The 16,710-nt window shown below is 72.7% G+C and carries 16 protein-coding genes; 4 read left to right on the top strand and 12 right to left on the bottom strand.

From position 1 onward, the window contains the following. Positions 1-11: 11 nt before the first annotated feature. The 5 genes from FYW95_RS06630 to FYW95_RS06610 form a co-directional block, all read right to left on the bottom strand. Positions 12-1,109: a helix-turn-helix domain-containing protein gene (locus tag FYW95_RS06630; RefSeq protein ID WP_159942090.1), complete on the bottom strand. Its 1,098-nt coding sequence runs from the start codon at positions 1,107-1,109 to the stop codon at positions 12-14. A gap of 63 nt (positions 1,110-1,172) precedes the next feature. Continuing rightward, entirely contained in the window at positions 1,173-1,847 is a 675-nt protein-coding gene (locus tag FYW95_RS06625) for a hypothetical protein (RefSeq protein ID WP_159942091.1), read from the bottom strand. Positions 1,848-2,078: 231 nt separating this feature from the next. Then, the gene (locus tag FYW95_RS06620) at positions 2,079-2,552 is read right to left on the bottom strand and encodes a hypothetical protein (RefSeq protein ID WP_159942092.1); all 474 of its coding nucleotides are present in this window, start codon (positions 2,550-2,552) and stop codon (positions 2,079-2,081) included. Between the two features lie 83 nt (positions 2,553-2,635). Next, positions 2,636-3,166, bottom strand: coding sequence for a hypothetical protein (locus FYW95_RS06615; protein ID WP_160050159.1), 531 nt, complete (start codon positions 3,164-3,166; stop codon positions 2,636-2,638). 65 nt (positions 3,167-3,231) lie between these two features. Further along, the gene (locus FYW95_RS06610; protein ID WP_159942094.1) at positions 3,232-3,762 is read right to left on the bottom strand and encodes a hypothetical protein; all 531 of its coding nucleotides are present in this window, start codon (positions 3,760-3,762) and stop codon (positions 3,232-3,234) included. 140 nt (positions 3,763-3,902) lie between these two features. On the opposite strand from FYW95_RS06610, the gene FYW95_RS06605 reads away from it, so the two are divergent. Beyond that, positions 3,903-4,262 (top strand): MmcQ/YjbR family DNA-binding protein, encoded by a 360-nt coding sequence (locus FYW95_RS06605; protein ID WP_159942095.1) that lies wholly within the window; start codon positions 3,903-3,905, stop codon positions 4,260-4,262. Between the two features lie 59 nt (positions 4,263-4,321). Here the strand turns inward: FYW95_RS06605 and FYW95_RS06600 are convergent, their stop codons facing one another. The 5 genes from FYW95_RS06600 to FYW95_RS06580 all read right to left on the bottom strand — a co-directional run bounded on the left by FYW95_RS06600 (position 4,322) and on the right by FYW95_RS06580 (position 10,742). Beyond that, positions 4,322-5,599: a family 1 glycosylhydrolase gene (locus tag FYW95_RS06600; protein ID WP_159942096.1), complete on the bottom strand. Its 1,278-nt coding sequence runs from the start codon at positions 5,597-5,599 to the stop codon at positions 4,322-4,324. Positions 5,600-5,673: 74 nt separating this feature from the next. After that, on the bottom strand, positions 5,674-6,516 hold the full coding sequence (locus tag FYW95_RS06595) for an ATP-binding cassette domain-containing protein (protein WP_159942097.1): 843 nt from the start codon (positions 6,514-6,516) through the stop codon (positions 5,674-5,676). Continuing rightward, positions 6,513-8,255, bottom strand: coding sequence for a dipeptide/oligopeptide/nickel ABC transporter permease/ATP-binding protein (locus FYW95_RS06590; protein ID WP_159942098.1), 1,743 nt, complete (start codon positions 8,253-8,255; stop codon positions 6,513-6,515). Before FYW95_RS06590 ends, FYW95_RS06595 begins: the two co-directional genes overlap by 4 nt. Further along, on the bottom strand, positions 8,252-9,193 hold the full coding sequence (locus FYW95_RS06585) for an ABC transporter permease (RefSeq protein WP_159942099.1): 942 nt from the start codon (positions 9,191-9,193) through the stop codon (positions 8,252-8,254). Before FYW95_RS06585 ends, FYW95_RS06590 begins: the two co-directional genes overlap by 4 nt. Positions 9,194-9,221: 28 nt before the next feature. Further along, the gene (locus FYW95_RS06580) at positions 9,222-10,742 is read right to left on the bottom strand and encodes an ABC transporter substrate-binding protein (protein WP_159942100.1); all 1,521 of its coding nucleotides are present in this window, start codon (positions 10,740-10,742) and stop codon (positions 9,222-9,224) included. 218 nt (positions 10,743-10,960) lie between these two features. Here FYW95_RS06580 and FYW95_RS06575 point away from each other — a divergent pair, with 218 nt between their 5' ends. Together FYW95_RS06575 and FYW95_RS06570 are read left to right on the top strand one after the other, a co-directional pair. Continuing rightward, positions 10,961-11,641, top strand: coding sequence for a TetR/AcrR family transcriptional regulator (locus FYW95_RS06575; RefSeq protein ID WP_159942101.1), 681 nt, complete (start codon positions 10,961-10,963; stop codon positions 11,639-11,641). After that, entirely contained in the window at positions 11,625-14,270 is a 2,646-nt protein-coding gene (locus FYW95_RS06570; RefSeq protein ID WP_159942102.1) for a family 78 glycoside hydrolase catalytic domain, read from the top strand. The genes FYW95_RS06575 and FYW95_RS06570 overlap by 17 nt, the downstream gene beginning before the upstream one ends. A 33-nt stretch (positions 14,271-14,303) precedes the next feature. On the opposite strand, the gene FYW95_RS06565 is transcribed toward FYW95_RS06570, so the two are convergent. Further along, complete coding sequence (locus tag FYW95_RS06565) at positions 14,304-14,900, bottom strand: HD domain-containing protein (protein ID WP_159942103.1); 597 nt, start codon at positions 14,898-14,900, stop codon at positions 14,304-14,306. A gap of 149 nt (positions 14,901-15,049) precedes the next feature. On the opposite strand from FYW95_RS06565, the gene FYW95_RS06560 reads away from it, so the two are divergent. Further along, positions 15,050-15,391 carry a DUF4333 domain-containing protein gene (locus FYW95_RS06560; RefSeq protein ID WP_159942104.1) on the top strand — a complete coding sequence of 114 codons (342 nt, stop codon included), beginning with the start codon at positions 15,050-15,052 and terminating at the stop codon, positions 15,389-15,391. Between the two features lie 82 nt (positions 15,392-15,473). Here the strand turns inward: FYW95_RS06560 and FYW95_RS06555 are convergent, their stop codons facing one another. After that, positions 15,474-16,010 carry a DUF421 domain-containing protein gene (locus FYW95_RS06555; RefSeq protein ID WP_159942105.1) on the bottom strand — a complete coding sequence of 179 codons (537 nt, stop codon included), beginning with the start codon at positions 16,008-16,010 and terminating at the stop codon, positions 15,474-15,476. Between the last annotated feature and the right edge of the window lie 700 nt (positions 16,011-16,710).

Genomic DNA, 16,710 nt, shown 5'->3' with positions numbered 1-16,710 from the left:
CGGCCCGCCGGTCAGCGCGGGTCGGGCACCACGCGCAACACCGGCCGCTCCTGGCCTCCCGGTGCACCACGGCCCGCGCCGGAGCGGGAGGTCAGGGACAGGCCGAACACCAGGGTGTTGAGCTCCGAGAGCGGCAGGCGCAGCTCCTCGGCCACCCGGGCCGGGGTGTGGCCCTGGCGCCGCAGCAGGGTGAAGACCTTGGGCAGGACCTGGGAGGTCTCCCGCCGGATGCCGTCGGGTTCGGCGGAGCGGTACCCCATCTCGGCGAGCTTCCGGCAGGCGGCCCGGTACTGCCAGTCGGTGAGCAGCTCCACGTCGTGCAGCCGGTGCGCCAGGGCCATGGCCGACACCCGCCAGATGCCCTTGGCCTTGAGGAGCTGGTCCACCTGGGGACCCGCGGGCATCCGGGCCACCACGTCGGCGCGCGGCATGAGGAAGGCGCTGGCGAACTGGTTGGCCTCCCGCTCGGCCTCCGGGCCGCTCAGGGGGCGTTCGTGGCCGTGCATCACCAGGTGGCCGAGTTCGTGGGCGGCGTCGAAGCGCCCGCGCTCGCCGCTCTTGCCGGTGTTGAGGAAGACGTAGGGCACCGCGTCGCGCCAGAAGCTGAAGGCGTCCACCTCCTGGTGCTCGGTGTCCAGGGAGAAGACGCGCACGCCGTGGGCCTCCAGCAGGTGCACCATGTTCGGGGCGGCGGTCTCGCCCAGCGCCCACAGCGAGCGCACCATCTCCGCGGCGGCCTCCGGTGAGGGCCTGCCGTAGGTGGGCACGGAGGGTTCGGGCAGGGCGAAGCGCTCGCTGAGCCAGTCGTTGAGCTCCACGGCCAGGGCCGCCTGGGAGCGCACGGCCTTCTGCTTGCGCATCGAGGTCTTGGTCCGGGCCCGGAAGGCCACCGCCTCGGAGGGCACCTCCTCCAGCTCCTCGGAGGTGAAGAACCCGGGCGGGAAGCCCAGGGCCGCGGCGATCCGGTCCAGGGTCTCCGGGGTGGGGACCGCGTGCGCGTTCTCGTAGTTCGACAGGCTCTGCTGGGATATCCCGGCCATGCGCGCCAACCGGGCCAGGGTGAGCGCCCTGCGCTCCCGTGCCAGGCGGATGCGTGACGGCGTGACCATGGTGTGTGCTGCCCTGTCGTTGCTCGGGGCCCGGCGGGCGGCCACCGCCGGGCGCGGTCGTTGTCAGCGGGCACCGACCGGGATGTCGATGCCGTCCGGCCCCTCCTCCTCGTCCGGGAAGACCACGGCGTCGAAGACCACCGGTGGCAGCGTGACGCGGTCGAGCCACCCGGTGATGTATCCCCGCTCGTCGGGAGGACGGGGGAGGGAGAGCTCACTGTGCCAGAGAACGCTACCGTCTTGGGCGACCGCCTCGCGATGGACGAGGAGGATCCACACCGCCAGGCCCGCCGGGTCGGTCAGCTCCGCGGTGTCGGGAACCGGCTGGGGGAGCAGGTCGGGGAACAGGGACGGCTGGTCGTCCTCCTCCCCGCCGGACAGGAGGAGGCGCCCGTTGGGGCCCCGCGGCGTCTTGGTCCGGGGGGTGAGGTTCGGGTTGCCGGTGCGGTGGTCGCCGCTCAGGGTCTGGAAGGCGACGGTGTGTCCGGGGTTGACCGTCAGTTCGATCTGGAACAGGCGGGCGTTGCCCCAGCCGTGGTGGACCTTCTGCCCCGCGCGCAGGGCGGCGAGCCGCTCCCGGTAGGCGTACTGGGCGGCGGCGTCCCCGCCGTGGTCCGGGGTGGCGCCGCGCCACCCGGCCTCGCCCCGGCGGATGGCCGTCTCCAGGACGGGCCAGGAGGTCCCCAGCCGGGACAGGCGGTGGTCGCGGTCGGAGGGGTCGTGTGCGGCGATGAGCAAGGAACACCTCTCGAAGCCGTTCGCTTGAAGAAATGCTACCGCGATCGTGGTCGGATTTCTTCAAGTCCCGCGCGGGGATGGCGATCGGGTCGCTTCCATGGTGCGCGGCGGCGGTGACAGTTCCGGCGGGGCCCGCTCTGAGGGGAGCCCACGGGTCGCACCCGAAGCGGGGTCCCGGGCCGGAGGAGGCCGAAGGTCCCCGGCCCCGGGGTCCGTGCGCAACAGGCGGCCTCACAGCGGCCAGGCGCGCGCCAGGACCAACAGGACGGGGACCAGGAGTGCGACGGAGCGCAGGACCGGCCGTGCCGCCGGGGAGAAGGACACCTCCAGGCAGACTCTGTGCAGCAGGGCACCGAAGAAGAGGAAGAACGCGGAGAAGGCGAAGGTCGCGAACAGGAACTCCTCGGTGAGCATGAGGCTGGCCGGGAGGAGGAAGTAGAGCAGGCCGGCGACCGCGGACGGCGTCAGTTTGGCCCACGCCGAGGAGAGGGACTCCGTACCGGCCTCCCCCCTGTTCTCCAGCAAGAAGGCAAGCATTCCGGGCAGCGTGGTCACCGCCAGAAAACCGACGTACATCCCTGAAAGCGCGGTGAAGGCGAGGACGGGGGAGACGTCGGAGGACACCCTGAAGGGCATGAGGAGAATGAGTGCGGCGTGCAGGGCGCCGCCCGAGGCGATCCTCGTTCCGGCTCCGACGACGGTCATCGCTGGTCCGTTCATGGGGGGCGGTGGTGGAGCGGCCCGCTTCCCGCGGGGTTCCGGGCCCACCGGGAAGGGGACCCGTTCCGTCACGGGGGCGTCGGTACCGCGGGCCACAGGTCGATCGTGTACTTCTCCGTTCCGTCAAGGGGGCGCGTCAGCCGCCTCTTGTGCTCGAAGGTGTAGTCGTCGTCGAGCTCTTCCCATATCCGAGCCGCGAGGGAACGCGCTGATTCGCGACCCGTGTGGGAGACGCGTCCGTCGTACTCGCCGCCCGCGGGAAGGGTCCACGCCGCCTGAGCCCCTCCGGCCACGGAATCCAGGACCAGCTCCTTCGACGGAACAGATATCCGGAAGGGGAGGTCGGGGGTGGAGTCCTCGGAGTCAACCGCCGGCTGGCCTTCCCACACGCGGAGTTCGACCTTCGCCCGAAAGGTCTCCTCGGCCTGGATGATCTCGACCATGTTTCTTCCATAGACCGAGATCACGCCGTCTTCGGACCTCTTCGGACTTTCGTCGGCATCACGGGCCTCGTGTGGCAGTCCGGCCTCTGGGTCGTATACCTGGAAAAGATGGTACTCGGAGGTTATCAGGGAGGAGTATTCCGCGATCGGGTCCATGTGTGTACGGCCTCGGGTGGTCGTGGTGGCTTCGCCCGTCGCGGGACGGACGGGCTGGAGCGTGGTCATTCCTCCGTCGGATCCTTGCGCCTCCGGGCCCGCACGGCGGTCCGGACGCAGACCCCCATGAGGAGGACGCCGGGAACGATGGCCCCGAGGGACAGCAGAAAGGCGCCGAAGAGCTGACTGCCGACCGACTGGGTGCTCTCCCCGCTCGCCACGCCGTTGACGACCAGCACGCAGCGGGAGGTTCCGGGATCGCAGACGTCCGCGTTCAGGAACGCGGACACCCCGAACCAGATGAGGAAGGCCCCGGCCGCGGTGCCCAGTACCAGGGCGACGGCGCCCAGAGAACGCAGAATGGTCCGGTTGCCCCCGATCATCCTGCTGATCAGCGTGATCAGTCCCACCAGGGCGATCGTCGCCGGGGGAGTGAGGATGATCAGCCACCAGTTCTCTTCCGCTATGCCGATCGGAACGGTGAACATTCCCACGGGAAGGCACATGAACAACCCGATGAAAACGACGTCTCCGAAGGTGAGGGGTTTCTTCTGCGGCTGGCCGGGGGGAATCCGCCTCGGGGGGTTGGCGTCCATGACCGCGATTTTATCCCCCGTTCCCGGAAGGGCTCCGAACCGGAAGGGTGAGAGTGCCGCCCCGAGGTCCGGCCGCGGGGCGGTTCCCGGTCCGGCACCCGCCTCCCGCCCTGTCGGTGCCGTGTGGTTGGCTCCTCCCCATGGCTGTGGAGATCGAGCGTTTCGTGCGGTTGGTGAGCGCGCTGCCCGAGTGCGAACACCAGGACTCGGACCGGTACACGACGTTCCGGGTGCGCGGTAAGCCCTTCGGGTACCTGTGGCCGCGCACCGCCACCGTGGGGCTCAAGCAGACCCTGCTGGAGCAGACCGCGCTCGTGGCCGAGCGGCCCGAGGTGTTCGAGGTGCAGTTCACCGCGGGCGGGTTCGGCTGGGTGGTGGTCCACCTCGACGGCATCGACCTGGACGAGCTCAGCGAGCTCACCCTGGAGGCCTGGTACCTCACCGCGCCCGAGGACCTGCTGGCCGCCCCGCCGACCCCGGATTCCCTGGCCGGAGCCTGAGCCGGAGGCCGCCGGGGCCGACCGGACGGGGTCCGGACCGCCCCGCACGAGCGGACCTGCTACCCGCGGGCCGCGGCGCCGGGCTCGCGCACCGCGCCGAACCGCCGCACGGCGTCGCGGTAGGCGGCGGCGCTGGGTTTGGGGGTGCGCTCGAAGGTCACGCGGTCCACCGCGTGCAGCCCCAGCCGGGTGCCGTATCCGGCCACCCACTCGTAGTTGTCCATCAGCGTCCAGTGGCAGTAGCCCAGCACCGGCACGCCGCGGTCGACCTCCTCGAGCAGCCCCGCGAGCGAGGGCTCGATGAAGGCGGCGCGCAGCGCGTCGTCGTCCGTCGCGATCCCGTGCTCGGACACCAGGACCGGCACCCCCGACACCCGGTGGGCGTAGGCCACGGCCCCGGCCAGGGAGGCCGGTTCGACCGCCGTGCCCATGTCGTTGACCGCGGCCCCGGGCGCGGGCGGCACCGGCCCGTCGGGGCCGTGTACGACGCGCTCGTAGTTCTGCACGCCCACGAAGTCGTCCTCCCGGGCCACGCGCAGCCAGTGGTCGTAGACCCGCGCGCGCCTGCGGTCGCGGCCGTCCTCGCCGCCGGGCAGGGCGTACTCGTCCGTCACGGCGATCGAGACCCCCACGGGCAGGTCCGGCCGGTGCGCCTTGATCGCGGCGCGCGCCGCGCGGTGCGCCGCGGTGAAGGCGGCCTGGAACTCGGCCAGCTCCTCCTCGGGGAACACGTTCGCGCTGCGGTACCGCTCGGTGCCCGCGGCCCGCGAGGCCGCCTCCAGCATGGCGCGCTTGGCGGTCTCCGCCTCCGGGGGCAGGACGTTCGCCGAGACCAGCATCTGGACCAGGTTCGGCTCGTTCAGCGTGACGGCCAGGGCGATCCTGTCCGCGATCCGCTCCGCCACGACCCCGCAGTAGCGGGCGAACAGCTCCGGGGCGTCCCCGGCCAGCCAGGAACCGCGCGCGGCGAACCAGTGCGGGGCCGCGAAGTGGTTGAACGTGACCACGGGTGCGAGCCCGCGCTCCCGGCACCCCTCCGCCACGGCAGCGTAGTGGTCGAGCGCCTCCTCGGAGAACCCGCCCGGCGCCGGTTCGACGCGCGCCCACTCCACGGAGAAGCGGTACGCGTTCAACCCCATGTCCGCCACCAGGTCCAGGTCCCTCTCCCAGAGGTGCCAGCTCCGGCAGGCCGGGCCGGACGGCTCGCGGAAGACGGTGGGCTCGGTGTGCTCCAGGAACCAGATGTCGCTCGCGGTGTTGTCGCCCTCGTTCTGGTGGCCGGCGGTGGCGACGCCCCAGAGAAAGCCCTCCGGCAGTCCGGCGGTGGGGATGGACATACGTCTCCTCGGGAAGGTGGTGATGGGTGGTGCCCGGACCCGGGCCGAAGCGGAAGGTCCGAAAAGGGCACGGGTCAGGAGGGGACCGACAGCCGCCGCCGCTCCGCCCGGCGCCGCGCCTGGGCGTCGGGGTCGCAGACGGGCGACGACAGCAGCAGCCGCCGGGTGTAGGGGTGGCTGGGCCGGGAGGTGACGGTGTCGCCGTCGCCCCGCTCGACGATCTCCCCGCGGTACATGACCGCGACCCTGTGGGAGAGCTCGCGCACCACGGTCAGGTCGTGGGAGACGAACAGGTAGGCCACGCCGGTGCGCTCCTGGACCTCGATGAGCAGGTCCAGCACGCGCTGCTGGGTGGACAGGTCCAGCGCGGACACCGGCTCGTCGCACACGATGAGCCTCGGGTCGAGCACCAGGGCGCGGGCGATGGCGACGCGCTGGCGCTGGCCGCCGGAGAACTCGCGCGGCAGGCGCCGCACCGCGTCGGCGGGCAGGCCCACGGTCTCCAGCAGGTCCCGCACGCGCTCCAGCGCCTCGCGGCGCGGGACGCGCCGCACGGTCAGGGGTTCGGTGAGGATGTCCCCGATGGTCATAGCCGGGTTCAGCGAGGAGTAGGGGTCCTGGTAGACCACCTGGATCAGGCTGGTCAGCTCGCGGCGCCGCCGGTGCGTGGGGTGACTGACGTCCTCCCCGTCGAACAGGATCCGGCCCTCGGTGACGGGGGCCAGACCGAGCAGGGCGCGGCCGATGGTCGACTTGCCCGACCCCGACTCGCCGATGAGCCCGACCGTCTCGCCGGGGCGGATGTCGAAGCCGACCCCCCTGACGGCGCGGAACGGCGTGCCGCGCCAGCCGCGGGCCGGGTACTCGACCACCAGGCCGTCGACGGTCAGGAGCGGGTCCTGCTGGTGCGCGTTCACGGGCGTGCCCCTTCCAGCGGCGGCCGCGGGTTCCCCCGGGGGATCGCGGCGAGGAGTTCCCGGGTGTAGGGGTGCCGGGGGCCGGCCAGGACCGAGCGGGTCGGCCCGGACTCGACCACCGTGCCGTCCGACATCACGGACACGTGGTCGCAGATGTCGGCGACCACGCCGAAGCTGTGCGTGACGAGCAGGACGGACATGTCCAGTTCGTCGATCAGCTCGCGCAGCAGGTCCAGCACCTCGGCCTGGACCGTGACGTCCAGCGCCGTGGTCGGCTCGTCGGCGATGAGCAGGTCCGGACCGGCCGCGACGGCCGCGGCGATGAGCACGCGCTGGGCCATGCCGCCGGAGAGCTGGTGCGGGTAGGAGCGGTAGACGCGCTCGGGGTCGGGGATGCCCACCCGGGCCAGCAGGTCCAGCGCGGTCCGCCGGGCCTCCTTCGCGGACCTGCCCAGGACCACCCGCAGCGGGTCGGTGAACTGGGCGCCGACCGTGAACGCCGGGTCCAGGTTGGACATGGGCTCCTGCGGGACGTAGGCGATGCGCCGGCCGCGCAGCGCGTTCATCCGGGCCTCGTCCAGCCCGGTCAGCTCCTGGCCGCCGAACACGATCGACCCGGCGACGGCGCGCCCGCCCTGGCCCAGCAGCCCGAGCACCGCGAAGGCGGTCTGCGACTTGCCGGAGCCGGACTCGCCGACCAGGCCGTGCACCTGGCCCCGGCGTACCGTCAGGTCGGAGCGGTGCACCACGGTGGTCCAGCCCCCGCCGCGGGGGTAGGCCACGGCCAGGTCGCGCACCGAGAGCAGCACGGGGCGCTCGTCGGCGTCCCCGTGTTCGATCACCCGGGGCGGCTCCTCGGAGCGCGGCCGCCACGGCGCGCGTCTTCCGTCGGGCGCCGGGGCGGAGGTGCCCTCCAGCTCGTCGCGCAGCGCGTTGCCCAGCAGGACGAGCGCCACCATGGTCAGGCCCAGGGCCAGCGACGGCCACAGCACCAGGAGGGGGTTGCGCGCCATGTCGTAGAAGCCCTCGGAGAGCATCTGGCCCCAGGTGGGCGTGCTCGGCGAGCCCAGGCCCAGGAAGTCCAGGGCCGCCATCATGCCGATACCGGCGGCGACGACGCCGGAGGAGACGAGGATGACCGGTGCGCGCACCGCCAGCAGGACGTGGCGGGCGATGATCCGCGGCGTCGACAGGCCGCTGGTGCGCGCCGCGTCCACGTACGGTTCCCCGCACACCGCGCGCACGGCGTTGTAGACGACCCGGTAGTAGACCGGTGAGATCAGGGCGCCGAACACCGCCATGCTCAGCCACAGCGAGGGCCCGAACGCGGTGCGGGCGGCCAGCAGGATCACCATGGCGGGCGCGGACATCACCAGCGCGGTCAGCCAGGCCCCGGCGGTGTCGACCCAGCCGCCGAAGTACCCGGCGGCCAGGCCGCCGGTGACGCCGGACAGGGCGGCCAGCGCGGCCACCACCATGCCTCCGGCGAGGCTGTAGGTGGTGGCCACGACCAGCCGGGACAGCACGTCGCGGCCGGCCGCGTCCCCGCCGAGCCAGTGCTCGGCCGAGGGCGGTGCCATGACCAGGGCGACCGAGGTCGCCGTGGGGTCGTGGGGCGCGAGCCAGCGGCCCGCGACGGCCACGGCCACGGCCAGCACCACGAACACCAGGGCCGGGGAGCCCAGCGGGTGTCGCAGCAGCCGCGGGACCAGGCCGGGGGAGGAGGCGGGCGTGCTCATGACAGGCGAACTTTCGGGTTGAGGAAGGCTTGCAACAGGTCGACGAGCAGGTTCACCAGCACCACGAGCGCTCCCGTGACGAGGACGACCCCCATGACGAGCGGTGCGTCCCCCCGCGCGGTGCTGGTCAGCGCGACCGGCCCCAGTCCGGGGATGGAGAAGACCTGCTCCACGACGACGGCGGCGCTGAGGATGATGACGAACTGCAGGCCGAGCACGCTCAGCGCGGGTCCGGCGGCGTTGCGCAGCACGTACCGGTACAGCACGCGACGGCGGGGCAGGCCGCGGCTGCGCAGGGTGCGGACGTGGTCGCGGCGGAGCACGTCCAGCATGGAGCCGCGCACCTGCTGGGCCACGCCGCCCACGGAGCCGACGGCCAGCGCGAGCACCGGCAGGGTGAGGGAGCGGATCCACCCCCCGACCGAGTCGGAGGGGTCGGTGTAGCCGGTGGCCGGGAACCACCGGAGCTGGACCGCGAAGAGCAGCACCAGCCCGACCGCCAGGACGAAGCCCGGGACGGCCTGGCCCAGCACGGACAGGACCTGCACCAGCCGGTCCGGCCAGCCGCGCCGGGTGGCGGCCAGCGCGCCGAGGAGGACCCCCAGTGCGCCGGTCAGCGCCACGGAGCCCACGGCCAGGTTCACGGTCACCGCCAGGCGGCTGAGGACGGCCTCGGTCACCGGCTGGCCGGTGAACCACGAGCGGCCCAGGTCCCCGGTGAGGGCCGACGCGGCCCAGGAGAGGAACTGCTGCGCCAGCGGTCGGTCGAGGCCGTACCTCTCCTCGATCAGCGCGACGGCCTCGGGGCCCGCGGACTGTCCGGCGATCTGCTGCGCCACGCCCTGTGTTCCCAGCCGCAGGGCGAAGAACGTGATGACGCTGAGCACGGCGAGCAGCGCAGCGCCGGACAGCAGGCGTTTGACGGAGTACGTGATCATGGGTGGGCTTCCTTCGCGTCCGCGCCGGTCAGGAGACCGGGACGATGTCCCACAGGTTCGGCATGGCGTAGCCGACCTTGTGGGTGGCGTCCGTGGACCCGTCGGTGACCACGATCCCCTGGAGGCGATAGAACGGGGCGAACCACGCCTGCTCCACGAGGTACTCGTTCAGCTCCCGCGAGGCGGCGGCGCCGTCCTCACCGCCCAGGCGCATGCGCTCGGCGAGCTTCTCGACGGTCGGGTCCTCGACGTCGTACACGTTCCACGCCGAGTCCGGGGCGATCGCCAGCCGGTAGGTCATCCACGGCAGCGGCTCCTGGTTCAGGGCGAACCGGAACGTGGGCCACGCGCCGCCGAGCAGGTCGCCGATGAAGGTGGAGCCCACGTGCTCGGCCTCGACGTCGATGCCGGACTCGGCGAGCATGCCCGCGATCAGTTCGAACTCCGAGGCGGGGGTGAAGGAGGTCTGCGGCTGCACGAGGGTGATGCCGTCCGGGTACCCGGCCTCCTCCAGCAGCTCCCGGGCCCGGTCCGGGTCGTAGGGGTAGGCGTCGTCCAGGGCCTCGGCGTAGGCCTCCGAGTCCGGTCCGAAGATCTGTGCGGTCGGCTCCCCGTACCCGTGGTCCATGGCGTCGAGCAGCGCCTCGCGGTCCAGCGCGTGGTTGATGGCCTGGCGCACGCGCACGTCGCCGACGGCCTCCTCCACCTCGCCCCCGCGGTCCGCCAGGATCAGGCCCTTCCAGTTCACGGGGGACAGGTGGACGTCGTACCCGGCCGACTCGGCGTCCGCGGCCTGGGAGCTGCTGTGCAGGTTGGTGACGTTCACCTGGCCGCCCTTGACCGCGTTCAGCATCGCGGTCGCGTCCGGGTAGTACTGCATGGTGATCTTCGGGTACAGCTGCACCTCCGGGTCCCAGTAGTCCTCGCGGGCGGTGAAGACGTACCGGGAGCTGACGACGGTGGCCTCCTCGTCCAGCACGTAGGGGCCCGAGCCCACCGGCCGGACCTGCGCGTCCTCGGCGTCGAAGGTCTCCGGTGAGGCCTGGAGGCCGGCGTTGTGGCTCAGGTAGGTGAGCAGGGCCGGGTCCGGGGCGTCCAGGGTCAGCTCGACCGTGTCGGCGTCGACGGCCTCGGCCTCCACGACCGAGGACAGGTTGGCGGCGTTCTCGCTCGCGCCGTCGCGGAAGCGCAGGAGGTTCTGGACCGCGACCTCGGCGTCGAAGGCGGTGCCGTCGCTGAACGTGACGCCCTCGCGCAGCTCCAGGGTCAGCCGGGTCATCGACTCGTCGTAGGACCACTCCGTGGCCAGGCCCGGTTCCACCCCGCCCTGGGCGTCGGTGCGCAGGAGCGTGTCGTAGACGGCCTGGTGGTAGAGGGCCTCGTTGCCCCAGGCGGCGTCGGCGGCGGCCCAGGTGGTCAGGTCGACGGGCATGCCGACGACCAGTTCCTCCGGCTGCTCCGAGTCGGAACCGGATCCGTTGGAGCAGGCGGTCAGGGGCAGCAGGGCGGCCAGTGTCACGGCCAGTGCGTGCAGGGGTGAGGGCTTCATGGAGTGCCTCTTCTCGTACCGGCTGTCGCGGCGCGGACCTCGCCGTCGGCGCGCGGACAGTCTGGTGGTGTGGCGGTGGGGCGCTCGACGCGGCACGGGTCCTCTGGCCGTCCCCCTCAGGCCGGACGTGACGTGGATCGCACGTTGAGCTGCAAGGAAGCTAACATGAAAACTTAATGCCTTCAATGTTTTCGCAAACTTCTTGGTACGATCCCGCCATGGCACGGCAACGAGGCAACTACAAGAAGACGGCCGCGCGGCGCGAGCAGATCCTTGAGGCCGCCGTCACGGTCTTCGCCAGGTCCGGCTACACGGCCGGTTCGGTCAACGAGATCGCACGCGTCGTCGGCATGACGCAGACGGGCATCCTCCACCACTTCCCCGGCGGCAAGGTGGCGCTGCTGCGCGCGGTCATGGAACGCCGGGACCAGATCGCCCAGGAGATCCTCGCCGGACGCCAGGGGCGCCGGTTCCTCCGCGGACTGCTGGAGATCTCCCGCCAACAGGCCGGGCAGCGCGGCATCGTGCAGCTCTACCGCATCCTCTCCGCCGAGGCCACGGACCCCGAGCACCCCGCCCACCGCTACTTCCGGGACCGCTTCCGCCTCATCAGCGACAGGCTCACCGAGACCTTCGCCGAACTGCGCGACCAGGGCGAGCTGCGCGAGGGCGTGGACCCCGAGCGTGCCGCGCTGAGCTGCATCGCCATGGTCGAGGGCCTCGAACTGCTGTGGATCAACGGCTTCGACATCGACGTGGCCGACGGCGTCCGCCATCACCTGAACACGTTCCTCACCACCGGGATCGACCCGCTCCCCGCCCCCGAGGACGCTCCCGCCGCCCCGGCCGGCCCCGCCGCCTCCGACGACAAGGACCCCGCCCATGCCAGCGACCGCTGACCCCGCCGTCTCCCCGGTCCGCGTCGAACACCACCGCGTCCCCCTGGGCATCGGCGAAGCCGGGCCGCGCCTGTCCTGGACCCCCTCCCACACGCAGACGGCCTACGAGCTGCACGTGAGCGGCGGCGACACGACCCTCACCACCGGCCGCGTGGACTCCGCCGACTCCGTGCTCGTCCCCTGGCCCGCGCCCGAGCTGCCCAGCCGTGCCCGCCGCGCCGTCCGGGTCCGGGTCTGGGACGAGCACGGTCGCGCCTCCGCCTGGAGCGAGCCCACCGTCCTGGAGACCGGCCTGATCGGCGACCCGCGCACCGAGTGGGCGGCCCGCATGATCAGCCCGGCCCCGGAGCTCACGCACCCGGCCGACCCCTCCGACGGGGCGCCCGCCGCCTACCTGCGCGGCGTCCTCACCCTGGACCCGGCCCGCCGCGTCAGCGCGGCCCGCCTGCGCGCCACGGCCCGCGGCCTCATGACGCTCAGCCTCAACGGCGAGCCCGTCGGCGACGAGGCCCTGCACCCGGGCTGGACCACCTACCGCCACCGGCTGCGCTACCGCACCTGGGACGTCACCGACGCCGTCCGCGGCGGAGCCAACACGCTGCTGGTCCACCTCGCCGACGGCTGGTACCGCGGGTTCGTGGGCTTCGGCGGGCGTCGGGAGGTCTACGGAGCCGACACCGCAGCGCTCGTGCAGCTGGAGGTGGACTACGAGGACGGCTCGCGGCTCGTGGCCGGAACCGACGGCTCCTGGCACAGCGCGGCCAGCCCCGTCACCCGCGCCGACATCCAGAAGGGGCAGACCCTGGACGTGCGCCGGGTCCTTTCGCCCGACGAGATCGACTGGCTGCCCGTCACGGAGCGGGGGTTCGACCCGGCCACGCTCGTGGCCCCCACCGGTCCGCCCGTGCGCGCCACCCGGACCCTCGCGGCCCAGAGGATCCTCACCTCGCCCTCCGGGGCCACCCTGGTCGACTTCGGACAGAACCTGGTCGGCCGCCTGCGCGTGCGCGTCCCCCGGGCGGCGGCCGGAACCCGCCTCTCCTTCCGCCACGCCGAGGTGCTCGAACACGGCGAGCTGGGCACCCGGCCGCTGCGCGCTGCCACCCAGTGGGACGAGCTGGTCCTGGCGGGCCCGGACGCCGACCCCCGCACCTGGGAGCCCGAGTTCACCTTCCACGGGTTCCGCTACGTCCGGGTGGACGGGTGGCCGGGTGAGCTGGGCCCCGAGGACCTGGAGGCCGTCGTCCTGCACACGGACATGCGCCGCCTCGGCGAGTTCGCGTGCTCCGACCCGCTCCTCGACCGCCTGCACGAGAACGTCGTCTGGGGCATGCGCGGCAACTTCGTGGACCTGCCCACCGACTGCCCGCAGCGCGACGAGCGGCTCGGCTGGACCGGCGACCTCCAGGTCTTCGCGCCCACCGCGGCGTTCCTGTACGACACCGCCGGGATGCTCCGGGGCTGGCTCGCCGACCTGGCCCACGACCAGTCCGACTCCGGCGGTGTGGTCCCGCCCTTCGTCCCCTTCGCCGAGCTGGACGACAAGCTGCCGCCCCTCGGCGCGGAGGCCGGATGGGGGGACGCGGCCACGGTCGTGCCGTGGACCGTGTACGAGCGCAGCGGCGACGCCGGCATCCTCCACACCCAGTGGGACTCCATGACCGCCTGGGTGGACGCCTTCGCCGCCCGCGCGGGCGAGAGGCTGGACTTCGCCTCCGGCGGGTTCTCCTTCGGCGACTGGCTGGACTCGGCCGCCCCCGACGACCAGCCCTGGGCCGCGCGGGTGCCCTGGCAGCTGGTGGCCACCGGCTACCTGGCCCGTTCCGCGAGGATCCTGGCCCGGGCCGGGGAGGTGCTCTCCGACCGCGACCCGCGCTTCGCCAAGCGGGCTGAGGACTACCGCGCCCTCGCCGAACGGGCCGCCGCGCGCTTCCGCGACGAGTACGTGACCGCCACCGGTCGCGCCGCCTTCCCCGCCCAGACCGCCTACGCGATGGCCCTGGTCTTCGACCTGCTCCTCCCGGAGCAGCGCCAGCACGCCGGGGACCTGCTCGCCGAGCAGGTGGCCAAGGACGACTACCGGATCGGCACGGGCTTCCTCGGCACGCCGCTGGTCTGCGACGCGCTCGCCGACACCGGCCACGCCGCCACCGCGTGGAGACTGCTCCTCCAGCGCGAGTGCCCCTCCTGGCTCTACGCCGTGACCATGGGCGCCACCACCGTCTGGGAGCGGTGGAACTCGATGCTGCCGGACGGCAGCGTCAACCCCGGCGAGATGACCTCCTTCAACCACTACGCCCTCGGCGCGATCGCGGACTACCTGCACCGCCGCGTGGCCGGTCTGGCGCCCGCCGCACCGGGGTACCGGCGGCTGCGCGTGGCGCCGCTGCCCACCCGCGAACTGGAGTGGGCGCGGGCCTCCCACCAGACGCCCTACGGCCGCGCCGAGGCCGGGTGGACGCGCGAGGGGGACGAGGTCACCGTGACCGTCACCGTCCCGGCGGGCACGCGGGCCGAGGTCCACCTGCCCGGCGGGGAGGAGCCGCTGGACGTGGGCCCGGGGGAGCACGCCTTCCGCTCCCGCCTGCCCGAGGAGGTCGTCGCGGCCAGACCCCCCGCCTTCGCCTGACCCCGGACCGGGCCCGGCGCGACCGGGCCCGGTTCAGACCAGGGCGTGTCCGTACGCGGCCGCCAGCGCGGCCAGGTCGGGGAGGCCGAAGCGCGTGCGCAGCTCCTTGAACCGGGTCACCTTGTCCTCACCGAACCGGGCGACGGAGGCGGCGTAGGAGTCGGCGGAGACGAACACCGGCGGGGTGCGCTTACTGTGGAACTTGTCCGCGTACATCACCAGCTCCTCCTCCCCGGACCCGGCCACGTAGTCCGCCTCCGGGATCGGCAGGCCCTGGGCGCGGACGTCCTCGCGGGTCAGGCCCACGCCGGTGTGGTGCGAGCAGAACCGGCACAGCGGCTCGGGCAGCCCCTCCTCGGCGAGCACCCGGTGGCCGAGCACCCCGTGGCTCACGTAGCGCGCGCGGTCGAGCCCTCCCGAGGAGTCGTAGAGCCGGTACACCCCGATGTCGTGCAGCAGGCACCCGGCGCGGACCAGGGCACGGTCCAGCTCCGGGGCCGAGCGGTCGAGCAGCTGTTCGGCGATCGCGCACACGATGCGGCAGTGCGTGTACACGAGGTCGAAGGCTTCGGGGGTGGGCGCGTGGCGCTCGTGCAGGGCGCGGATCTCGTCGTCACCGGGGATGCGCATCCCCCGACCGTAACCGGTCCGGAAACGGTTCGAGGACGGGTCCGCGGTGCGTGCGAGGAGGCCGGTACCGCCGTTGCCGGAACTGCTCGGCCGTTCTTCGCGTCCCACCTCGTGAAGCACCCCCGATCACCGAACGAGTGGAGAAGCGTATGCGCGGTACGGTACTGAACAGGGCTGTCGTCGGAACGGCCCTGGGAGCGCTGACGGCGGCCCTCGCCACGGGCTGCTCGTTCGAGGCCAGCCTCGGCGGGGTGGAGAGCGTCCTCGCGGACGAGATCGCCGACCAGGCCGCCGCGGCCCTGGAGGAGGAGGTCGGCCAGGCCCTCGACGACCTCACCTGCGACGAGAGCCTCCCGGCCGAGGTCGGCGCCTCCATCCGCTGTGAGCTCACCGCGGGCGGACAGGTCTACGGCGTGACCGTCACCACGACCTCGGTCGACGGGGCCGACGTCAACTTCGACGTCCAGGTCGACGAAGAGCCCATGGGCTGACCGCCCCGGGAAGGCCCCCGTCCTGGAGGCGGGCTCCGCCCCCGCTCACGCGGGGGCGGTTCTGCGCCCGGCCCCGGGAGGCTCAGCCGTCCTCCGTGATCCTGTGCGCGCCCCGGACGTCCCGGAACAGGGCGGGGTCCACCGTGCCCTGCCCGTGCAGCACGCTGACGTCCCCGGTCGTCTCCAGCACGACCGCGCGCACCGAGTCCAGGCTCCCGACGTTGGCGCCGCGCAGCCTCGACCGGAGGTCGTCCTCGGTGATCCGCGACCTCCGCATGTTGTCCCTGAGCATCACGCCGTCGGCCACGAGCAGCAGGGGCGTGTTGTCGACCGCCTGCTTGAACGGCGAGAAGCGGCGCAGCAGGGCGATGGTGACCTGGAGGAGGTAGAGCACCGCCAGGGCGGTCACGCCCTCGATCAGCGTCGTCTGCGCCACCGCGACAGACGCCACGAGCGACCCGACGGCGACCGTCATGGCGAAGTCGAAGCTGGACATCTTGGAGAAGCTGCGCAGCCCCGCGATACGCGTGTAGGTGATGACGGTGGCGAAGACACCGGCCGTGGAGAGCAGGACCAGCAGCAGCCTGTCGAGTGGGACCCCGAAGAGACTTTCCAGCATGCCGGGCCCCTACCCGCTTCCCACCGCGGAAACCGCCCGCGCCGCCCGCGCCGCACGCGCCGCCCGCGCCCCCGGGACCGCGTGGACCGTTCCCGGCACCGGAACGGTCTCCGCGGTGCCGGTCCCGCGGACCGTTCCACCGCGCTCGAACACCGGCCCGTCGGCCCCGGGCCGGCCGCCGGCGTTCTCACCGGGTTTCCCGGGGAACCGGCGGACGCCCCCTCGGCGGTCCCTCCGGTGCCGCCCGGTGCCTCCCTCCCCCGGAGAAGACGGTCATGCGGCACGGGAGGCCGCCCCTGGGTCACCGGGCGCGGTGATCCCCTCCCCGGGCGCGTGCGGCGGGTACGCGGCCCCGCCGGCGTCCGTGGACCCGGCACCGGCGACGGCCCGGAAAAGGCACCGCGGGCCGGGAGGGAAAGGAAACGATCCGAGCGGATCCGCCGCCTTGCGCGCGACGGAAGGAAAAAGAGTCCGGTACCGGTGCGCCTCCGTCCCGGGTGTCCGATTCCGGCCCGGCGTCAGGAGGACCGAAAAATGGGGGAATCCTGGACTGCGAAGCGCTGATCCGGCATCCTTGTGCCCCGAGGCCGCCCCGCAATACCCCCGTATCCGGCGTACTGGCCTCAGGCCGATTCCGGTGAACTCCCCGTTAACTTCACGTTGGTATTTTCGGTCCACATCGAAACGGTGGCGTGGACAA

The sequence above is a fragment of the Nocardiopsis sp. FR4 genome (genome assembly GCF_009830945.1).
GTDB lineage: Bacteria > Actinomycetota > Actinomycetes > Streptosporangiales > Streptosporangiaceae > Nocardiopsis.
Note: the sequence above shows the minus strand (reverse complement) of the source record. Positions and strands in the feature narration are given on the sequence as shown.

Coding starts and splice junctions, on each gene's coding strand:
- FYW95_RS06565 (WP_159942103.1), bottom strand. CDS start 14,900: ATGCGCATCCCCGGTGACGACGAGATCCGCGCCCTGCACGAGCGCCAC.
- FYW95_RS06620 (WP_159942092.1), bottom strand. CDS start 2,552: ATGACCGTCGTCGGAGCCGGAACGAGGATCGCCTCGGGCGGCGCCCTG.
- FYW95_RS06590 (WP_159942098.1), bottom strand. CDS start 8,255: ATGAGCACGCCCGCCTCCTCCCCCGGCCTGGTCCCGCGGCTGCTGCGA.
- FYW95_RS06560 (WP_159942104.1), top strand. CDS start 15,050: ATGCGCGGTACGGTACTGAACAGGGCTGTCGTCGGAACGGCCCTGGGA.
- FYW95_RS06555 (WP_159942105.1), bottom strand. CDS start 16,010: ATGCTGGAAAGTCTCTTCGGGGTCCCACTCGACAGGCTGCTGCTGGTC.
- FYW95_RS06585 (WP_159942099.1), bottom strand. CDS start 9,193: ATGATCACGTACTCCGTCAAACGCCTGCTGTCCGGCGCTGCGCTGCTC.
- FYW95_RS06605 (WP_159942095.1), top strand. CDS start 3,903: ATGGCTGTGGAGATCGAGCGTTTCGTGCGGTTGGTGAGCGCGCTGCCC.
- FYW95_RS06630 (WP_159942090.1), bottom strand. CDS start 1,109: ATGGTCACGCCGTCACGCATCCGCCTGGCACGGGAGCGCAGGGCGCTC.
- FYW95_RS06580 (WP_159942100.1), bottom strand. CDS start 10,742: ATGAAGCCCTCACCCCTGCACGCACTGGCCGTGACACTGGCCGCCCTG.
- FYW95_RS06570 (WP_159942102.1), top strand. CDS start 11,625: ATGCCAGCGACCGCTGACCCCGCCGTCTCCCCGGTCCGCGTCGAACAC.
- FYW95_RS06600 (WP_159942096.1), bottom strand. CDS start 5,599: ATGTCCATCCCCACCGCCGGACTGCCGGAGGGCTTTCTCTGGGGCGTC.
- FYW95_RS06575 (WP_159942101.1), top strand. CDS start 10,961: ATGGCACGGCAACGAGGCAACTACAAGAAGACGGCCGCGCGGCGCGAG.
- FYW95_RS06615 (WP_160050159.1), bottom strand. CDS start 3,166: ATGGACCCGATCGCGGAATACTCCTCCCTGATAACCTCCGAGTACCAT.
- FYW95_RS06610 (WP_159942094.1), bottom strand. CDS start 3,762: ATGGACGCCAACCCCCCGAGGCGGATTCCCCCCGGCCAGCCGCAGAAG.